We start from the raw sequence: 18,308 nt of genomic DNA on the forward strand, positions 1-18,308 counted from the left end.
CTACCATTGCTCAATGATGATTCAACAATGGTAGCGAGTTATAGAAGGCTACAGAATGACGGTCTTGTTGCCGTAAACAAACACATGGTCATTAATGACCTTGTTTAACGCTTTGGAAAGTACGTTTTTCTCAACATCTCGTCCAGCTTGAGCCATGTCTGCGGCACTAAAGTTGTGATCCACTGGGATAACGTCTTGTTTGATGATTGGGCCTTCATCCAGATCATTGGTGACGAAATGGGTTGTCGCGCCGATAATCTTCACGCCGCGATCATACGCTTGCTGGTATGGTTTAGCGCCGATAAATGCAGGCAAGAAACTGTGGTGAATGTTGATGATTTTATGATGATATTGTTCCACGAACGTTGGCGTTAGAACGCGCATATATTTTGCCAGCACCAAATAATCGGCCTCATATTGGTCGATCACTTCCAACATTTTCGTTTCATGCTCCTCTCGGCTTAGTCCGTCATGAGAAACGTAGTGGTATGGGATATCAAACTTCTCGGTTAGTCCTTGAAGTATATCGTAATTACCGATGACTGCGGCGATCTCTACATCTAGACTACCATCAAAGTTTTTCATCAGGATATCACCTAGGCAGTGCGCTTCTTTGGTGACCAGAATAACGATGCGCTTACGTGATGAATCGACTAACTTACGTTTTGTGCCTTGTGGGAGTGCTTGGTCTAAATCCGCTAAAAAGGTTTCATCGTTGAAGTAACCTTCCAACTCAGTGCGCATAAAGAAGTGACCACTGGTGTTATCTACAAATTCATTGTTGTGAATAATGTTCAGCTGGTGCTTGTAACAAATGTTGGTGATTTTTGAAATGAGACCAGGCGCATCGTTGCAATGCGTCAATAACGTTTTCTTTTCCATGATTTACTGCTTCCGTGAAATTTAAACTTTGACCTCTTCGTTATTCTGAAACTCGATATTCATGGTCCGGAAGGAGCACAACATATTGATGTGAATCTAAATTTACGAATTTGAGGATTTAAAATGGTGCGTTTGTTGAGGTAGTACGCAATCTAATCAACATTATTAATCTATTCTGGGCAAGGTTTCAACAAAAGAAGTCCGCCACGACGGCATTCCGGCTTGTCTCGATTTGTTGGAGCATCCTCAATTTGGCTTTAGGAGAGTGTTATGGATAAAGAACTACTCGCGCGCAAACTCTACGACCAAAGAGTCTCAGAATTGGTTGGAGATTCGGCCATTGACCAGCATGAGCTTGATGAGCTTTGGAACAGTAAAGTCTCGCCTTCACAAGCAGCAGAACAATTAAAGCAATCGGACAATGTCATCGCCCCAGGGTGGCTTACACGTTACCTGAATAAGCACTAGCCACTTTAAATTCTTCCCTGGTTTAAGCGCTCTTATTCTCTGTTCTACGAGCAAGAGCGCTCAATTCAATTTTCAACTGCCAAGCGATTAGGTATACACTAGGCCGATTAATATTAGGTAGCGGCAATCAGTGGTTTCAACAATAAATGGTTTCACGAACAATTAAAAAGGCGTTCGCCTCTGATGGCGCATTGGGAAGGGTTATCCCCGGTTTTCAGCCCAGACAACCACAACTTGATATGGCCGATGCCGTTGAACAAGCTATTGATAATGAAGATCAGCTTGTGGTGGAAGCGGGTACGGGTACTGGCAAAACCTTTGCTTATTTAGTCCCTGCGCTGTTAAGCGGTAAGAAAACCATTATCAGTACCGGATCGAAAAACTTACAAGAACAGCTTTTCCATCGTGATTTACCCTTGATGGTTGAAGCGTTAGGTTTTCATGGGCAAGTTTCGTTGTTAAAAGGGCGTTCCAACTATTTGTGTTTAGATAGATTGAGCCGCCAAATGGTGGAAAGTCACACCACAGAAACGCAAACGGATTTGTTGTCACAGTTGGTCAAAGTGCGATCTTGGTCCTTAGAAACCAAGTCTGGAGACTTGGGTGAATGTGATGCGATTGCTGAAGATAGCCCAATTATACCCACCATTACGTCTACCAATGACAACTGCTTAGGCAAAGAGTGTCCAAGCTACCAAGATTGCTTTGTATTGAAGGCTCGTAAGCGAGCGTTGGACTCTGATGTCGTGGTGGTAAACCACCACTTATTTATGGCGGATCTTGCTATCAAGGAGACTGGCTTTGGGGAGCTGATTCCAGAAGCGGAAGTGTTTATCTTTGATGAAGCACACCAAATACCAGATATTGCCAGTCAGTATTTCGGGCAATCTATTTCAAGCCGTCAGATCCAAGATCTCGCGAAAGATATTGAGATCGGTTATCGCACTGAAGCCAGAGACATGCGTCAATTGCAAAAAGCAGGTGATAGACTCTCCCAATCAGCGATGGATATGCGTATTGTGCTAGGCGATACAGGTTTTAGGGGAAACTGGCGCGATGCCGTTGCCTCACCAAGTATTAAACGTGAATTAGACCGACTGCTGGATGCCATCAACTTGGTGATTGATGTACTTAAACTCGCTTTAGGTCGAAGTCAGCTATTAGATACCGCATTTGAGCGGGCTAATCTTATTAAAGGTCGTATTGAACGAGTGTGCGATGTCACTATTACCGGTTACTCCTATTGGTACGATACGTCGCCTCGTCATTTTAGTCTGCATATCACCCCGTTAACCGTTGCCGATAAGTTCCATGAGCAAGTGGAGATGAAGGGCGGTGCATGGATTTTTACCTCTGCAACTTTAGCGGTTTCCGATGACTTTGGTCACTTTACCTCTCGATTAGGTCTGATTCCGAAGCAGCAGTTTTCTCTACCAAGTCCGTTTGATTATCCCACTCAGGCTAGATTGTGTGTACCACGTTATTTGCCTGAACCAAATAGCCAAGGATTAGCTCAAAAGCTAGTGAACATGTTGTCTCCGGTCATTGAAGAAAACCAAGGGCGCTGCTTTTTCCTATGCACCTCACACAGCATGATGCGCGAACTGGGTGAAAAGTTTCGTGAAAGCTTGTCACTGCCCGTATTACTTCAAGGTGAAACCAGCAAACAAAAAACGCTCGCAGAGTTTATGGAACTTGGTAACGCTTTGCTGGTGGCGACAGGGGCATTTTGGGAAGGAATAGATGTTAGAGGTGATACGCTGAGCTGTGTTATCATCGACAAATTACCGTTTACAGCCCCCGATGATCCACTGCTTAAAGCACGGATCGAAGATTGTAAATTACAAGGTGGTGACCCGTTCCAACAGGTACAACTGCCTGATGCCGTAATTACGTTAAAACAAGGTGTGGGCCGATTGATTCGAGATCAGAAAGATCGTGGCGCACTGATCATTTGCGACAATCGATTGGTGACCAGAGAGTATGGAGCGACGTTCTTAGCCAGCTTGCCGCCTATTCCTCGAACGCGCGACCTTGGAACGATAAGACAGTTTCTAGCACTCGACACAGAGTCGAATGCTAAAGAAGAAAAAATTGAGAAATAAATGACTTATAAAATTCTAGCTATCGATACTGCAACAGAGAACTGCTCAGTGGCTCTGTTGGTTGGTGATACGATTCATACTCGCAGTGAACTTGCTCCTCGCGATCATACGAAGAAAGTACTTCCTATGGTCGATGAGCTGTTAAAAGAGGCAGGATTGACACTTGCAGAACTGGATGCCTTAGCGTTTGCACGTGGTCCGGGCAGTTTTACGGGTGTACGTATTTGTATCGGGATTGCTCAAGGGCTAGGGTTTGGTGCCGACTTACCAATGATTGGAATTTCAACACTCAAAGCAATGGCGCAAGGCTCATATCGTATGAATGGTGCCACTCGTGTGGCTAGTGCTATCGATGCACGCATGAACGAAGTGTATTGGGGGCGTTTCGAACAGCAAGACAATGGCGATTGGCAAGACGTTGACCAAGAACAAGTGATCCCACCGAGCATCTTAGCGGAGAATCTGTCTGCTGATGGCATGCAGTGGACGCAAGCTGGAACGGGTTGGGAAGCTTACGTGGATACAATGAACACATTGGCTATCGATACCATCGCTTCTGAAGTCAAATATCCGCAGGCGCAAGATATCGCATTTCTTGCTAAATTCGAACTAGAGCGCGGTAATACTGTGCCAGCGGAAGAGGCAAGTCCAGTTTATCTTCGCGATACGGTAGCTTGGAAAAAGCTACCAGGCCGCGAATAACGGGAGAAAGCTAGCGCGCGAATAACGCGCTAGCTTAATTAACTCATGGTCTCGATTAACGGCCTTCCTTCTATCCCCAGCCAACGCAAGACACAGAAAGCCAAAACGAATAAGGCTGTGTCGAAAGCGTCGACGCCTTCAAGTACTAACGCAACTAATCAAACCACACAAGTCACTAAAGTGGCTCAAGCTGTTGCTCATTCGGTAAAACATTTATCAGACGCTGACGTGGCGCGTGCTCAAGTCCAATATGATTTACCTGAAGGACGCTCCAAAAAGGCATTAGAAGCCTATATGGATGTGATGAATCGAGCCAAACGAGAGGAACTTGAGCAGTTACTTGGTGTCGATATTTTTATATGATAATAAGAGTATTTTTCATTTAAGGATAAGAAGTATGAATTTGGTGACGAAAATCGTTAGCCTGATTGGTTTGAGTATAATGTTGTCGGCGTGTGGGAGCTTACCGGAGCAACTTGCCACAACGAATGAAAACGTTGTTTCCCAATATCAACAAGTGGTTGATGCTAAAGATGGAACTGAAGTTCGCCTTGGTGGTGTGATTGATACGGTTAAAAACTTGCCAAACCAAACTCGCATTGAGATCGTCAATCTTCCGATCGATAAGTATGGTAAGCCTGACTTAGACCAAGAACCCAATGGCCGTTTTATTGCTTATGTTGATGGATTTGTCGATCCTGTAACGTACTCACGTGGTCGCTTAATTACCGTTGGTGGTCATAAAGGTGGTGTTGAGCGTGGCAAAGTAGGTGAGTTCGAAGCGGACTTTCCTGTTATCAAAGTATATGGGCAGTATCTTTGGCGAGTAGAAGAGCGCTTGATCATAAATCGTAACCCAAGTTCTTTTCATTCCTGCTGGGGTTATTACTGTGACGACTTCTACTACGGACCAACACAGGGAAGAGTAATCAAAGAGGTGAAGTAGCATTGCTTGCAAAAATAGAAGAAAAATCAGTCAAGATAGATGACAGGTACGTGACCTATCTTGAATTGAACCCCAAACTAACGGCCGCTAAGACGGTCGTTTTTATTCATGGTTGGATGGATAATGCCGCCAGTTTCCAATCTTTAATCGAGCAGGCTGCTGCACATCAGGTACCTTGGCGAGTTATTGCGATTGATTTGCCAGGGCATGGTCATTCAACACATAAGTCTGCGCACCATTTTTACAACTTTCACGACTACATCGATGATCTTCACCGCATTTTGCTCAAACTTGAAGCAGTTGATGTATACCTAGTGGGACATTCACTTGGTGCATTAATCGCGAGTTGCTATAGTGCGGCCTTTCCTGAAAAAGTCGCAGGATTAGTTCAAATCGAAGCGCATGTCCCTCTATCTGAATCCCCAGAGCAGAGCGCAGAGCGACTAAGAAACGGCATTGAAAGTCGTGAGCATTGGCGAGAAAAATCACCACGTGCCATTCCATCCAAACAAGATGCGATCAAAATGAGGATGCGAGCAACAAAGTTGCGGGAAGAAACAGTCCTCCCGATTGTTGAACGTGACCTGCAATTGATCGATGGTCAGTGGTTTTGGCGTCATGACAGTAAGCTTAAATGTGAGTCGGTCTATCGTATGACGCAAGGGCACGCAGAGGCCATTATGTCTGCGATTACTGTTCCTCATTTGGTGATTTTAGGGCAGCGTGGTTATCACTATTTACAGAACCCTCAAATCTTATCTCTTCTTGTCGATGCTCAGATAGAAAAGGTCGAAGGCGATCACCATTGCCATTTAGAGTCGCCAAAAAAGGTATTTGAGCTAATACTTGGACTAGTTAACAAAAATTAAACAAGTGTTTGAGTCTTTCGTGCGCAAACTGGTCTGCTGTGTTGTAATAGCAGGAATAATAAAACATTCATAGAGATTCTAAGTGTTAACAAGTTTTTAAACTCTACACTGATTTAACTGCCAGTCTATGAATACGAAAGAGTGACCTTACACGCAAGGAGTATAATTGTGGATAAACCTTGGCTTTCGCGATACCCAAGTGATGTGCCGGAACAGATTAATCCGGACCAGTATCCTTCTTTAGTAGAAATGTTTGAACAGTCAGTACATAAATTCGCTGACCAACCAGCCTTCGTTAATATGGGGTCGGTGATGACATTTCGTAAGTTGGAAGAGCGCAGTCGCGCTTTTGCAGCTTACTTACAAAATGAGTTAAAGCTGAAAAAGGGTGATCGTGTCGCGATCATGATGCCTAACTTGCTGCAATATCCGGTTGCCTTGTTTGGTGTCTTACGTGCTGGCTTGATAGCCGTAAACGTTAACCCACTGTATACACCGCGTGAGCTAGAGCACCAGTTAAACGACGCTGATGCTAAAGCTATAGTTATCGTGTCCAACTTTGCTAGCACGCTTGAGCAAGTGGTCGAGAACACGCCAATCAAGCACGTGGTACTAACCAGCCTTGGCCAAATGTTGCCAAGAGCAAAAGGGACGGTAGTCGACTTTGTCGTGAAATACGTCAAAGGTATGGTACCTAAGTATGATTTGCCAGGTGCAATTTCATTCCGAAAAGCGCTGCATAAAGGCCGCCGCTTGCAATACGTGAAGCCGTTTATGACGGGCGATGACATTGCGTTCTTACAGTACACCGGTGGTACGACTGGCGTAGCAAAAGGCGCGATTTTGACTCATCGCAATATGATTGCCAATGTGATGCAAGCTAAGGGCATGTATGCGCCGGTCTTGAATGAAGGTCGCGAGCTGGTGGTGACAGCGCTGCCGCTGTATCACGTTTTTGCGTTGACGGTTAACTGTTTACTGTTCATTGAAATGGGCGGTCAAAACCTGTTGATCACCAACCCACGTGATATTCCAGGGTTTGTTAAAGAGCTCCAAAAGTATCCGTTTACCGCAATTACTGGTGTTAATACGCTATTTAATGCCCTGATCAATAACGAAGACTTCCATGAGTTGGATTTCCGTGGTTTAAGGTTGTCTGTTGGTGGTGGTATGGCCGTTCAGCGCGCCGTTGCAGAGCAATGGAAAAAGACCACTGGTTGTTTGCTACTTGAAGGCTATGGCCTAACTGAGTGTTCTCCTCTTGTTGCTGCTTATCCGCACGATTTAGAGCAATACAACGGCTCGATTGGTCTGCCAGTGCCATCAACGGAAGTGCGCATTGTTGATGAAGATGGTAACCCTGTGACGGATGACTCGAAAGGTGAGTTGCAAGTTCGTGGCCCACAAGTGATGCAAGGTTACTGGCAGCGTGCAGAAGCAACGAAAGAAGTTATCAACCAAGAGGGTTGGTTATCGACTGGAGATATCGTTCAGTTCGATGAAGACGGCTTCTTGCATATTGTTGACCGTAAGAAAGACATGATTTTGGTCTCTGGCTTTAACGTTTATCCAAACGAGATCGAAGATGTGATTGCATTGAATGATAAGGTGCTTGAAGTGGCGGCAATCGGTGAGGCCAACGAAGCATCCGGTGAGATTGTGAAAGTGTTTGTAGTTAAGAAAGACTCTTCATTAACTAAAGAAGAGATCATTGAACACTGTCGTAAGCACTTAACAGGCTATAAGATTCCTAAGCGCGTGGAGTTTAGAGAGGACTTGCCAAAGACTAATGTGGGTAAGATTTTGCGCCGTGTACTTCGTGAAGAGAACGACGCCAAGTTGACCAAAACCTCAGAAAAAACGGTTTAACGTTAACCTTTAATTACAATCAATGCTAGAATGCCAGCCCTCAAAGCTGGCATTGTTTTTTTAAGAGAGACTGAGTGGAATATCAAATAGTAACCGAGTTGGCCGAACTAGAGTCGGTATGTAACAAGGCTCGTGAATCCGATGTAGTCATGTTGGATACCGAGTTTGTACGTATCCGTACCTTCTACCCTAAACTGGGTCTCATCCAGCTATACGATGGTGAGCAGCTGTCACTTATCGATCCGTTGACTATTAGTGATTTCACACCTTTTATTGAACTGCTTCAAGATGCCTCGGTACTCAAAGTCCTCCATGCCTGCGGAGAAGATTTGGAAGTGTTCGTCAACAGTTTCGGATGCATGCCATTCCCAATGGTCGATACGCAAATCATGGCAGCCTTCTTGGGTCACGGACTATCGACGGGGTTTGCTGCATTGGTTGACGAATACCTTGGTGTAGAGCTCGATAAGAGTGAATCCCGAGCTGATTGGGTTGCGCGTCCACTGACAGATAAGCAACTGGATTATGCAGCGGCTGATGTTTATTACCTATGGCCTCTGTATTTCAAACTGTTTGCTCAAGTGGAAGCAAAGGATTGGTGGGATGCCGCACAGCAAGAATCTGACTTGTTAATGCAAAAACGTGGTAAAACACCAAATCCAGATAGTGCTTATCTCGACATTAAAGGTGCCTGGCAATTGAAGCGCAAGCAATTGGCCATTCTCAAACCTTTAGCCACGTGGCGAATGAATGAAGCACTCAAGCGTGACCTTGCACTAAACTTCGTCATCAAAGAGCAAGAGCTGTGGAGCATTGCGCGCTTTGCGCTTAAGAAGCCTAAGCAGATGGAAGAAGAGGGTGTGGATCTACGTGCTATTCGTCGTCATGGTGAGCGTATTGCTGCTATTGTCAAACGCGCCCAACAAACGCCAGAAGAAGAGTACCCAGATAAAATCGAGCGCCTAATGGATTTTCCGGGTTACAAACAGGTCTTTAAGAAACTCAAAGATGAAGTGAAAAAAGCGGCGCAGCATAGTGGCTTAGCGACTGAGTTTTTAGCATCTAAAAAGCAACTTAATCAGTACCTTTCATGGATATGGAAGTACGACCGAGATCCGGCAAGGTTGCCAGATGTGATGCAAGGGTGGCGACTGGAGTTGTTCGGTCAAAACTTAGATAAAGTTATGGATTAAAAAAATGGCTCGCAGTTGCGGGCCATTTTTCTATTTGTTATTCACTTACTTTTCATCTTCTGGTAGCTGAACGTTTAGTTCTAGCACCGAGATGTCATCGTCTTTGTGCTCAAACGACAAGTCCACCATGGATGGATCAACTTCAACGTATTTGGCGATAACTTTAAGAATGTCTTCTTTCAATTGCGGCAGATACGATGGCGAAGGTGAACCTTCACTGCGACGCTCTGCGACGATAATTTGCAGGCGCTCTTTCGCTAAGTTCGCGGAGCTCTTTTTTTGCGGGCGGAAAAACTCGAGTAATGACATGAATTAACCCCCGAATAGACGTTTGAAGATGCCTTTCTTCTGCTCCGTTAAGAAGCGGAAATCAACTTGTTCACCAAGTAGGCGATTTACTGTATCTGCGTAAGCAAGACCTGCATCTGATTCATCGTCAAAAATGACAGGGACGCCTTTGTTCGAAGCATTAAGAACCGCTTGGCTTTCTGGAATCACTCCAAGTAGAGAGATGTGCAGAATCTCTTCCACATCTTCGACAGACAGCATTTCACCTTGTGTCACACGAGCTGGGTTATAGCGTGTCAGCAGTAGATGTTGCTTAACTGGTTCTAAGCTCTCTTCTGCTCGACGTGATTTAGAGTCCAAGATACCAAGGATACGGTCAGAGTCACGTACTGAAGAAACTTCTGGGTTTGTGGTAACAATGGCTTCATCGGCAAAATACAGCGCCATTAATGCGCCTTGCTCGATACCTGCCGGTGAGTCACAGATAACAAAGTCAAAGCCCATTTCATCGAGGTCATCTAACACTCGACGAACGCCTTCTTTAGTCAGTGCGTCTTTATCGCGAGTTTGTGATGCAGGCAGGATGAACAGGTTGTCAGAACGCTTATCTTTGATGAGTGCTTGGTTTAGTGTCGCTTCACCGTTGATCACGTTAACAAAGTCGTAAACGACGCGACGTTCACAGCCCATGATCAAGTCTAGGTTACGCAAACCGATATCAAAGTCGATGACTGCGGTTTTCTTGCCTTTTAGGGCAAGGCCAGAAGCGATTGCTGCACTGGAAGTGGTTTTGCCAACGCCGCCTTTACCTGACGTTACAACAATAATGCGTGCCATTATCTGTTTTCCTTAAAATTATTATATCGTGAGGATTTCGAAATCGAGTTGGTCGTTGGTCATACCAAACATTACCTTTTTGCCCCAATATTCACGTTCAATTTGATCACTGAGCCAGTAATTTCCTGCGATAGAAACCAGCTCAGCTTGTAAGTCGTTACATAGGATCTTAGCTTCACTGGAGCCACTAGCTCCGGCAATCGCGCGTCCTCTAAGCGTGCCATGGATATGGATAGTACCGTCAGCTATTACTTCAGCACCTGCACTCACATGATTTAACACCACAAGGTCTCTGTTTTTTGCATAGATTTGTTGACCGGAACGCACTGGGGTTCGGACTATCATAGTCGGTTCCATCTTCGCGGGTGCTTGAGAAGGGGCTTTACTTGCGGTCATTACAGCAAAGCCAGCTTCAATAGCGAGATTCTGAGTGCGTTTATCTTGGCAACCGGTGATACCTACTGGGATCATACCAAGTTCTTCTACGCCAAGTTTTAGGTCTAGGAAGTTGATATCGCCGTCAACTTTACTGATGTTTAGAACCACAGGAGCCGATGCAAAAAATGTCGGTGCTTGTGAGACTTTTTCTTGCAAAAAATGAACTGCTTTAGAAACATCGTTGTCAGAAAGATGCAACACCGATAAGGTGAAGCTACTGCCTTTCAGATCTGGGGATTGAGACATTGCTGATCAAATCCTTGTGCCAATGACATTGCTTTTTAAATAGGATAATCATGTTATATTTCAACACTACATACAGCAAGCTATCTTGCGCTCAAATGGATAATTAACTCTCAATTTTCCATAAACTAACCAAATACTTTCTTCCGGATGAGAAGATTGGCGACAAAAAGAGATATATCAATGCTTTGTTCTATCTATAAAAGCACGAAAAAGGAAGGGGCGTACCTATACATCGCCAAGAAGGATGACTTTTCACCAGTTCCAGATGCGCTGATGCAGATGTTTGGAAAACCAACTATGGTCATGGTGGTTAACCTTGCAAAACGTACACTGGCTCAAGTGGATGTAGAGAAAGTAAAAGCTTCTATTGAGAATGAGGGCTTTTTCTTACAGCTACCTCCACCACCAGAAAATCTATTAGAGAAATATAAAGAGCAAAAAGCTCAGCAAAAATAGCCTAGATGCTCAGGGGAGGGCACGGTGAAGAGATTATTGTCAGTTATGCTAGGAGCAAGCCTAGCCACGAGCGCATTTGCGCAAGAGAAAGGAACGTTTGAAGAGTACGTTGCTGGGCTTAAAGAAGAAGCTCGCCAACAAGGTATCTCTGAACAAATTCTGACAGAGGCATTTAAAGGTGTCGAGTATAAGCCGAGAGCTGTCACTGCTGACCGTAACCAACCTGAAAAGAAGCTAACGCTGGACGAATATATTCCAAGAGCGGTGCCTGATTGGAAAGTGAAGCAGGCCAAAGAATTGCACAACAAGTATTATGCTGAGCTAAAACGTATCGGTGATGAATACGGTGTTCAACCAAGGTTTATTGTCGCGCTTTGGGGCGTAGAAAGTAATTTCGGACGCTTTACTGGTAATTATCGTGTAATCGATGCCTTATCGACGTTAGCTTATGAAGGACGCCGTGAAGCCTTCTTCCGTAAAGAAGCACTAGCGGCATTAACGATTCTTCAACAAGGGCATATTGCTCCCGATGATATGAAAGGTTCATGGGCGGGTGCAATGGGTCAAAGCCAGTTCATGCCGAGTTCGTTTTTGAACTTTGCCGCTGACGGTAATGGCGACGGGAAAAAAGACATTTGGGATAGTGAAGCCGATGTGTTTGCCTCGACAGCGAATTACCTAGCGAAATCTGGTTGGAACGATAAATATACTTGGGGTCGTCAGGTCAAAGTACCACATGGTATTTCACCCGATTTACAAGGGCGTGAAGCTGAAAAAGGTAAGTACCTTAAGGAGTGGAGTAAGCTCGGTGTCACTCGTTACGATGGTCGACCACTGCCTCAGTTGGACGAAGATATCAAAGCATGGCTTATTATGCCCGATGACGAAAATGGCCGTGTGTACTTGGTATATAACAACTACAATGTCCTGATGAAGTGGAATCGCTCATATTACTTCGCCCTCGCTGTGAGTCATCTTGCAGATCGTATTGCTATGGATTAAATAAAAAGGACTGGCGTCTCTGACGCCAGTCCTTTTTTAGAAATCGAACAACCGATTATTTTTTTGCAGTGTGGAACTGTTCGCAGGCAATCATCGTATTTTCAATCAAGCTAGCAACCGTCATAGGGCCGACACCACCTGGGACAGGGGTAATGAAGCTAGCGTTTTCTCTGGCCACATCATATTCTACGTCACCCACTAAAGTACCGTTCTCTAAGCGGTTGATACCTACATCGACTACAACAGCCCCTTTCTTGATCCAATTACCTGGGACAAAGTTTGGTTTACCCACGGCTACGACAACGATATCAGCTTGACGCACATGGCTTTCAAGATCTTTGGTGAAACGATGACACGTGGTGGTAGTGCATCCGGCAAGTAGCAATTCTAATGTCATTGGACGACCAACAATGTTAGACGCACCAACGATAACGGCGTGCTTGCCTCTCGTTGGTATATTGTAACGGTCTAGCAGCGTAATAATGCCTTTAGGCGTACATGAGCGTAGCTTGGGGATACGTTGCGCTAGACGGCCGACATTATATGGATGGAATCCATCAACATCTTTTTCTGGAGTAATACGCTCCAAAACGTGTGTAGTATCGATTCCAGCCGGTAGAGGCAACTGAACCAAAATGCCATCGACTTCTGGGTCTTCGTTTAATTCATCCACCAGAGCTAGCAATTGCGCTTCACTGGCATTTGCAGGTAGGTCGAAGGACTTGGAAACAAAACCAACTTCTTCACAAGCACGGCGCTTACTACCCACATAAACTTGTGACGCTGGATCTTCGCCTACTAAGACGACCGCGAGTCCCGGTGCCCTTAGCCCTGCATCTGTTCTAGCCTTAACACGAGCGGCTACTTCAGAGCGTACGGTTTGAGAAATAAGTTTACCGTCAATGTTTTGAGCAGACATAATTTTCCTTGAGAAAGTTAACTGGCTGTTATTTTTGTGTGCATTGTCCCAGAAAATTATTTCAAAAGCTACAACGCAAACGTTTGCATTGGTCTGTTTTTCAGCTTTTATGAGTATGTTGACTTTTTTTTGGGCATTTAAACCAGTAACGCTAAGAAAGCCATTGATTTACCTCTCTCATCTCGTATAATCCTTTCCCTGTAGCGCGCCCTTAGCTCAGCTGGATAGAGCACGTCCCTTCTAAGGATGTGGTCGTAGGTTCGAATCCTACAGGGCGTGCCATTATTTACGGGGCGTAGCAGGTTAGTACTTGCTACGCCCTTTTTCGTTTTTGCAGTTTTGGGTCTAGTAATGGGTTCAGTAAGGCCGCAACTAAACGTAATTAGATGAAATGCATTTGGGATGTAACCTCACATTCTCAATCATCTAGACGACCATGTGTAGCTATCGTTCAAGTGATTAGGTTGGTTAGGTAGGTCAGTCTGAAGGCCGTTATTAGATTTGAGTCGAGAGGGTTTTTGATAGCCCAGCTTGCGCTGGAAAGATGCGCGAATTCTTGTTACTCAGCTAGTCAGTAAACTTCGTGGTAGAGCCAATAAGTCCACTTAGGAGTTAAACCAAGATTTGCTTAATCAGGCGACTTGAGTTGCTCGCCCCTTCCCACAGGTATTATTCACGATTAGATCATAATCTGTGTTTTGAGAAAATTTAGACTCTCATGCTTAATAAGGTATTGACGCCGTACTTTGCTCAAGCCATGTTTCTATCGTTTCTTTTTTCCATCCTACAATTGTTGGACTCACGGCCGTTGGGGCTGGTAACTGCCCTGATTTTCGCCATCTCCAAATGGTTACTTTACTTATGTTTAAGTATTCCGCTAAATCATTGATTCGAATGAACTCTTTGTCTTTCATATTATCTCTCGGTATTTAATTATTATTGTAATGAGAGAGCCAGAATAAAGTTTGACTCCTATGGCTAGTTTCCGAAGTGTTTTCGTTGGAAGAACGATAACACTGGTACTTGGCCTGTGTTATAGCATCTATGATTTCAAACGATTACTCAATTCGCCACTGTTTATAATTGTGCAATTCTTAACCTGTTAAGTTGTTCTATTGAGTAAAAGTTATCTGCTCGCGCATTAAGCTAAGCCAAAACTTCGTTTTGAATAGACAACAATGCCCTTGTTTACCTTACCGTAAAGAGAAGGAGGAAGTAGCAAGTGGAATATAAGTTTAAAAACCACGCTGTATACGCAATGACCACTGGATAGCTGAAGGAGTGGGCTTTGAGTTGGATTTTCTATAAAACCTAATGTGTTGATTGTTATAAGTATCTACGCGTTTAGGTATGCTAATGTAAGCATTTAGAGAAATGACATCAGAGGTTTTTCGTGGGCGGTTGGTTGAATAGTCTGTTTATCAAGAAATTGTCAGAAGCGTTGAAAATAAAAACTCCTGATAGAATCCCGAGGTCAGGAGAGGAAGGGGCTAAGGTTAATTGTTACTCGGTTTATGTGACTGATGCAGAGGGTAGTTATCTTGCAAAGGAAATAAAAGGTGAGCATTTACATGTTTTAAAGTGGGATGAGGACAAAAGAACACACGACAAGAAAAAGTTGCTAAACCTCACGGACATTGATAGCTGGAACTTTGAAATCAGTCACTACCATGGCTTGGTTACTCATACTTACAAGTCTAGATCTGAGTTTTTGCTAATTGATGCGAGTGGCTTCTACAAGATGCAGTCTAAGTTGGCACTATGGAAGTACTCCATACCCAAGTTTATCCATAGCAAAAAGCGACTAAAAAGACCAAGCAGAGAAAAAGCATTAGAAGCGGCTATTGACTTAGTTAAAGATAATCACAATCTGGCATTTGATAGTTACCGCTTGTTAAATGAAATGTATGGAGCTTATACAATACTTCACCCTCTATTCCCGACGCTAAAGCAGGGGGCACATTTGGTGCTGATGTCACTGGCTGAGTCTGGAGAGTTACAGCAAGTTAACTCTTTTGACTTTAGGGTTAACGGCAAAGCGCTTTCAACGCTAGAGCACTTAAGAGAGGAGCGTTCTAAAGAAGAACGTTCTAGAAGGCAGGCTTCTATGATGCAGTGGTTAACGGTTGTACTTGCATTCGCTGCGTTGTTTCAGTCTGGGCTTGTCAGAACAACACATTTTTCTAGCATTGATTGGTTAATGGAGCTACTACAGGGTTATATTGATGTAGTGAAAGAGTTGATAAGGGGTGTGGCGCATTAGGGGGCAGCCTTAAAAACAGTGTAACTCGATTGAAATTTCCCTGTTCCCCAATGTTTGGTGGAGCTGGCGGGAGGTAAACCCAACGTCTTCTTTTTTATTGCCAAATCAGTTAGTTATGAATGCAGTGTTTGGTTAAAAAATCAGCTTTAGTACCTCAATTCTGTACTATATTAGTACTCATTTCAATACTCTTTTTAGGTAAGATCTAGCACACATTTCTGTGTCCGATGTGCATTCGGTTCAGTTCCGTGTTGGGGAGTTGAACTGCTGTCCCATTATCATGTGGGTCACCAAGGAACCACAAACGAACTTTGGTATTTGCATGAACCTCGAAAAGAGACAATTGCTCTGGTTTTTTATGTTCTACCTTATTGGCTTTATGGGGTTTCATATCTTAGATATGGTGTGGTAACTCTGAAGTTCTTAGCAGTTCTTAATGAAACTAAGAACTCTTAAAATTGGTTGTCAGAACCTCAAATTTGCTTTTTACACAAACAACGTTTAATCGTTAACATTCAGAACGTTGTAATTAATTGTACCTAGGCGGTTTTTGAAATGTACTCGCTTACCCAGTGGTAAATTGACTAGAGACATTTCCTATGTCTTTTTGGCGACCGACAAGCCACATGGCTGTTTTGTTTTTGAAAAATAACTAGTTATCGAAAGCTTGATTGTTTGTTTTTTTAACAGAATGGCTTCTCACACATTTCGAGTGAATTTTTCTATCCAATCAAAGTGTAGTTATTCTGAGGTTTTGTTGCCGAGAGCGAGTTAACTAAATCAGGATTTAACAATAAGTCCAGTAGTAATTGTCAACTTACAGAATCGTTGTGGTCTACCACGCTTACTTTTTCTTTCATGTGGCTATCATTTATTCGTCAATCCAAAAGGTCAGAGACCGACGATAAAACAAAGTTTGATTGTACGATTTCCAGTTGCATGGTTTGGAACGAAGTTTAGGCGTTAGGCTACTAAGATTTGTGGATGTTACCGATCAGGTCTTCTTAATTTAGTTCCAATCATTTAGACAGCAAAGCCTAAACAAAGCCAAGTTAATATATGACCTTGACGATATTGAGTTTATACCAACTTTATAATATAACATATTATAAAGTTGGTAAGTGAACTTCTGGACCATCCCAAGAAAATGAATTAATTACACCTATGAGAATGGACTGTAGAAATTCCAAGCTCTGATGGTTAATAATCAATTCCGAGCGAAATTCACCGTCTAATATATTTGTTGATTCATCACATTCTGAATGATAAGTCGTTAAAAATCGATTCTGATCAATAATTCCAATAGGTATAAAACCACCGATTGATAACAAAGAATCATTCGGGGTTCTATTTTCTACAACGCAAGAAAGTAAGGGGAAGTAATTTTCAAAATCGTCTAAAAATATCTTAATATCTAACTCATTTGGAGAGATGTAATTCAGTTTTTTTAAAAGCTTATAAAATCCTTCTAATGAATGTTGAAATGATCTTGCATAGATAATAGTCTGTGCTTTAATGAATTCTTGAGGAAATTGTCCCGAACTTAGTTTCTCTTGTTTGATTTTAATAGATATTTCTTTTGCTAGGATTTTTCTACACATTTTTCCTGAAGGTTGATTTTTATACAGTTCTTCAATAAGCGAACGTTTCCTTGCATCTTGTACGAGATTTTCAGAACATGGTAGTTCTCTTCCATCTAGCTTTGCCCTTAGAAACAAATTGTAAGCAAGATTTACCTCATAAAAGTGGCTTATCAGGTTTCTTATAAGCCATTCCATTTCCCATGATTTATCAGTCTCAGGAAGCAATAACTTTGTTCCTGGCTTAGTTATTTCAAAGACTTTCACAGTGATATGCCATGTAAAAGAGAGTTATAATCATACCCATGTTATTTAGATTTCATTAGACTACTAACTATTAGAAGCAATATTTAGATACAGATGGGCACACCTCATAGTTGCCTGTATTAACTTTTCCGATATCGAGTTCATTAACGTCTAATATGCCATCAATTAGCTTTGCATTAATTGATGGTCTACTATTAAAGTGAAACACGCATCCTGTAATTATCTCATTGAACATGCCAGATACATCGAATACGTCTCTTTTAATATCTAGCGCCTTTAGTTTATGAAGTTTTACGCCATCGTTAAAATATATATTACTAAGTTGTGAATCTTTCATAGATTGATGCATATAAAATATGTCACTTAGAGAGTCAATCGTGAATGTAATCATAATAATTAGTCCTTTGAGATTTTTTATTATGATAAATAACTCACAAATAATGGCTGTAAAGTTTTGTAACAGTTTTGTATTGAAGGGTAATTAAAATAGAGTTTTAACTCTATATGGTTTGTGTTTACCATTATTACAAGCTTTCATTTATTCGAGTAAATGAAAGTAAAGAAAGAGAGAAATAATAGATATAACGCCAATGTAATCCTTTGCATTTGGTATTAAATCATATAAGCGTGATTGAAGTCACGCTTATAAACTTATCTAAACGTTGTAATAGAGATAATGAAATCGCAAATGAAAATATATTAGTTATTTCTAATTTTATGCCTCTCAATTAGGATAACAATCTATTGATGGAAATACTTGTCTCTTCAAACTAGCTCGCCTCTCCCCGAGATTGAAGATTTCCCCATACGGTCTATCACTCCGTATCTATCTCGAATGTTAATTCGATCATGCCACCAATTAAAGATTTCATCTTTTCTAAGGCTCTGTTGCTTAAATCGAGTTCAACGCTTTGATCATCGCGTAAGTTTCCCCAACTTGAGCATTGTAGTTTCGCAGGCTTAATGAGGCGCCAAAGA

The 18,308-nt window shown here is 42.7% G+C and carries 18 protein-coding genes, 1 tRNA gene and 1 pseudogene; 12 read left to right on the forward strand and 8 right to left on the reverse strand.

Annotation, left to right across the window (positions count from 1 at the left end; all coding sequences use genetic code 11):
- Window positions 1-48 precede the first annotated feature (48 nt).
- Window positions 49-882, reverse strand: a complete 834-nt coding sequence (gene purU / locus MMA19_RS15255; protein WP_240206568.1) for a formyltetrahydrofolate deformylase — start codon at window positions 880-882, stop codon at window positions 49-51.
- 270 nt (window positions 883-1,152) lie between these two features.
- Here purU and MMA19_RS15260 point away from each other — a divergent pair, with 270 nt between their 5' ends.
- The 8 genes from MMA19_RS15260 to rnd all read left to right on the forward strand — a co-directional run bounded on the left by MMA19_RS15260 (window position 1,153) and on the right by rnd (window position 9,034).
- Window positions 1,153-1,350, forward strand: coding sequence for a hypothetical protein (locus tag MMA19_RS15260; RefSeq protein ID WP_031494254.1), 198 nt, complete (start codon window positions 1,153-1,155; stop codon window positions 1,348-1,350).
- 146 nt (window positions 1,351-1,496) lie between these two features.
- A complete protein-coding gene (locus MMA19_RS15265) occupies window positions 1,497-3,455 on the forward strand; it encodes an ATP-dependent DNA helicase (RefSeq protein ID WP_240206569.1) in 1,959 nt (652 codons plus the stop codon).
- Window positions 3,456-4,157, forward strand: a complete 702-nt coding sequence (tsaB, locus tag MMA19_RS15270) for a tRNA (adenosine(37)-N6)-threonylcarbamoyltransferase complex dimerization subunit type 1 TsaB (protein WP_006074288.1) — start codon at window positions 3,456-3,458, stop codon at window positions 4,155-4,157.
- A 45-nt stretch (window positions 4,158-4,202) separates the two neighbouring features.
- Window positions 4,203-4,520, forward strand: coding sequence for a hypothetical protein (locus tag MMA19_RS15275; protein ID WP_038225372.1), 318 nt, complete (start codon window positions 4,203-4,205; stop codon window positions 4,518-4,520).
- A 34-nt stretch (window positions 4,521-4,554) separates the two neighbouring features.
- Window positions 4,555-5,103: a Slp family lipoprotein gene (locus MMA19_RS15280; protein WP_031495335.1), complete on the forward strand. Its 549-nt coding sequence runs from the start codon at window positions 4,555-4,557 to the stop codon at window positions 5,101-5,103.
- Between the two features lie 2 nt (window positions 5,104-5,105).
- Window positions 5,106-5,972, forward strand: a complete 867-nt coding sequence (locus MMA19_RS15285; RefSeq protein WP_240206570.1) for an alpha/beta hydrolase — start codon at window positions 5,106-5,108, stop codon at window positions 5,970-5,972.
- Between the two features lie 168 nt (window positions 5,973-6,140).
- Window positions 6,141-7,841, forward strand: coding sequence for a long-chain-fatty-acid--CoA ligase FadD (gene fadD, locus MMA19_RS15290; protein WP_006074292.1), 1,701 nt, complete (start codon window positions 6,141-6,143; stop codon window positions 7,839-7,841).
- Window positions 7,842-7,915: 74 nt separating this feature from the next.
- Window positions 7,916-9,034 (forward strand): ribonuclease D, encoded by a 1,119-nt coding sequence (rnd, locus tag MMA19_RS15295; protein ID WP_240206571.1) that lies wholly within the window; start codon window positions 7,916-7,918, stop codon window positions 9,032-9,034.
- Between the two features lie 45 nt (window positions 9,035-9,079).
- On the opposite strand, the gene minE is transcribed toward rnd, so the two are convergent.
- Genes minE through minC form a run of 3 tightly spaced genes read right to left on the reverse strand, consistent with a single transcriptional unit; the run spans window position 9,080 to window position 10,843 of the window.
- Window positions 9,080-9,343 carry a cell division topological specificity factor MinE gene (gene minE / locus MMA19_RS15300; RefSeq protein WP_031494240.1) on the reverse strand — a complete coding sequence of 88 codons (264 nt, stop codon included), beginning with the start codon at window positions 9,341-9,343 and terminating at the stop codon, window positions 9,080-9,082.
- A gap of 3 nt (window positions 9,344-9,346) precedes the next feature.
- The gene (gene minD, locus MMA19_RS15305) at window positions 9,347-10,159 is read right to left on the reverse strand and encodes a septum site-determining protein MinD (protein WP_062463132.1); all 813 of its coding nucleotides are present in this window, start codon (window positions 10,157-10,159) and stop codon (window positions 9,347-9,349) included.
- Window positions 10,160-10,180: 21 nt separating this feature from the next.
- Complete coding sequence (gene minC, locus MMA19_RS15310; RefSeq protein ID WP_031494241.1) at window positions 10,181-10,843, reverse strand: septum site-determining protein MinC; 663 nt, start codon at window positions 10,841-10,843, stop codon at window positions 10,181-10,183.
- 180 nt (window positions 10,844-11,023) lie between these two features.
- Here minC and MMA19_RS15315 point away from each other — a divergent pair, with 180 nt between their 5' ends.
- Together MMA19_RS15315 and MMA19_RS15320 are read left to right on the forward strand one after the other, a co-directional pair.
- The gene (locus MMA19_RS15315) at window positions 11,024-11,299 is read left to right on the forward strand and encodes a YcgL domain-containing protein (protein ID WP_006075752.1); all 276 of its coding nucleotides are present in this window, start codon (window positions 11,024-11,026) and stop codon (window positions 11,297-11,299) included.
- A 24-nt stretch (window positions 11,300-11,323) separates the two neighbouring features.
- Window positions 11,324-12,301 (forward strand): lytic murein transglycosylase, encoded by a 978-nt coding sequence (locus MMA19_RS15320; RefSeq protein ID WP_240206572.1) that lies wholly within the window; start codon window positions 11,324-11,326, stop codon window positions 12,299-12,301.
- A 55-nt stretch (window positions 12,302-12,356) separates the two neighbouring features.
- Here the strand turns inward: MMA19_RS15320 and folD are convergent, their stop codons facing one another.
- A complete protein-coding gene (gene folD, locus MMA19_RS15325) occupies window positions 12,357-13,220 on the reverse strand; it encodes a bifunctional methylenetetrahydrofolate dehydrogenase/methenyltetrahydrofolate cyclohydrolase FolD (protein WP_038225364.1) in 864 nt (287 codons plus the stop codon).
- Between the two features lie 205 nt (window positions 13,221-13,425).
- Between folD and MMA19_RS15330 the strand changes: the two genes are divergently transcribed.
- A tRNA-Arg gene (locus tag MMA19_RS15330) sits at window positions 13,426-13,502 on the forward strand.
- Window positions 13,503-13,942: 440 nt separating this feature from the next.
- Here the strand turns inward: MMA19_RS15330 and MMA19_RS15335 are convergent.
- Window positions 13,943-14,134: a helix-turn-helix domain-containing protein gene (locus MMA19_RS15335; protein WP_240206573.1), complete on the reverse strand. Its 192-nt coding sequence runs from the start codon at window positions 14,132-14,134 to the stop codon at window positions 13,943-13,945.
- Window positions 14,135-14,625: 491 nt separating this feature from the next.
- On the opposite strand from MMA19_RS15335, the gene MMA19_RS15340 reads away from it, so the two are divergent.
- Window positions 14,626-15,483 (forward strand): hypothetical protein, encoded by an 858-nt coding sequence (locus tag MMA19_RS15340; RefSeq protein WP_240206574.1) that lies wholly within the window; start codon window positions 14,626-14,628, stop codon window positions 15,481-15,483.
- 786 nt (window positions 15,484-16,269) lie between these two features.
- Here the strand turns inward: MMA19_RS15340 and MMA19_RS15345 are convergent.
- Together MMA19_RS15345 and MMA19_RS15350 are read right to left on the reverse strand one after the other, a co-directional pair.
- Window positions 16,270-16,396 (reverse strand): annotated as a pseudogene (locus MMA19_RS15345) (transposase); the annotation flags it as partial.
- A gap of 193 nt (window positions 16,397-16,589) precedes the next feature.
- Window positions 16,590-17,330 (reverse strand): hypothetical protein, encoded by a 741-nt coding sequence (locus tag MMA19_RS15350; protein ID WP_240206575.1) that lies wholly within the window; start codon window positions 17,328-17,330, stop codon window positions 16,590-16,592.
- Between the last annotated feature and the right edge of the window lie 978 nt (window positions 17,331-18,308).

Origin of the sequence: Vibrio sp. CyArs1 (genome assembly GCF_022432925.1) — a bacterium.
GTDB lineage: Bacteria > Pseudomonadota > Gammaproteobacteria > Enterobacterales > Vibrionaceae > Vibrio > Vibrio mediterranei.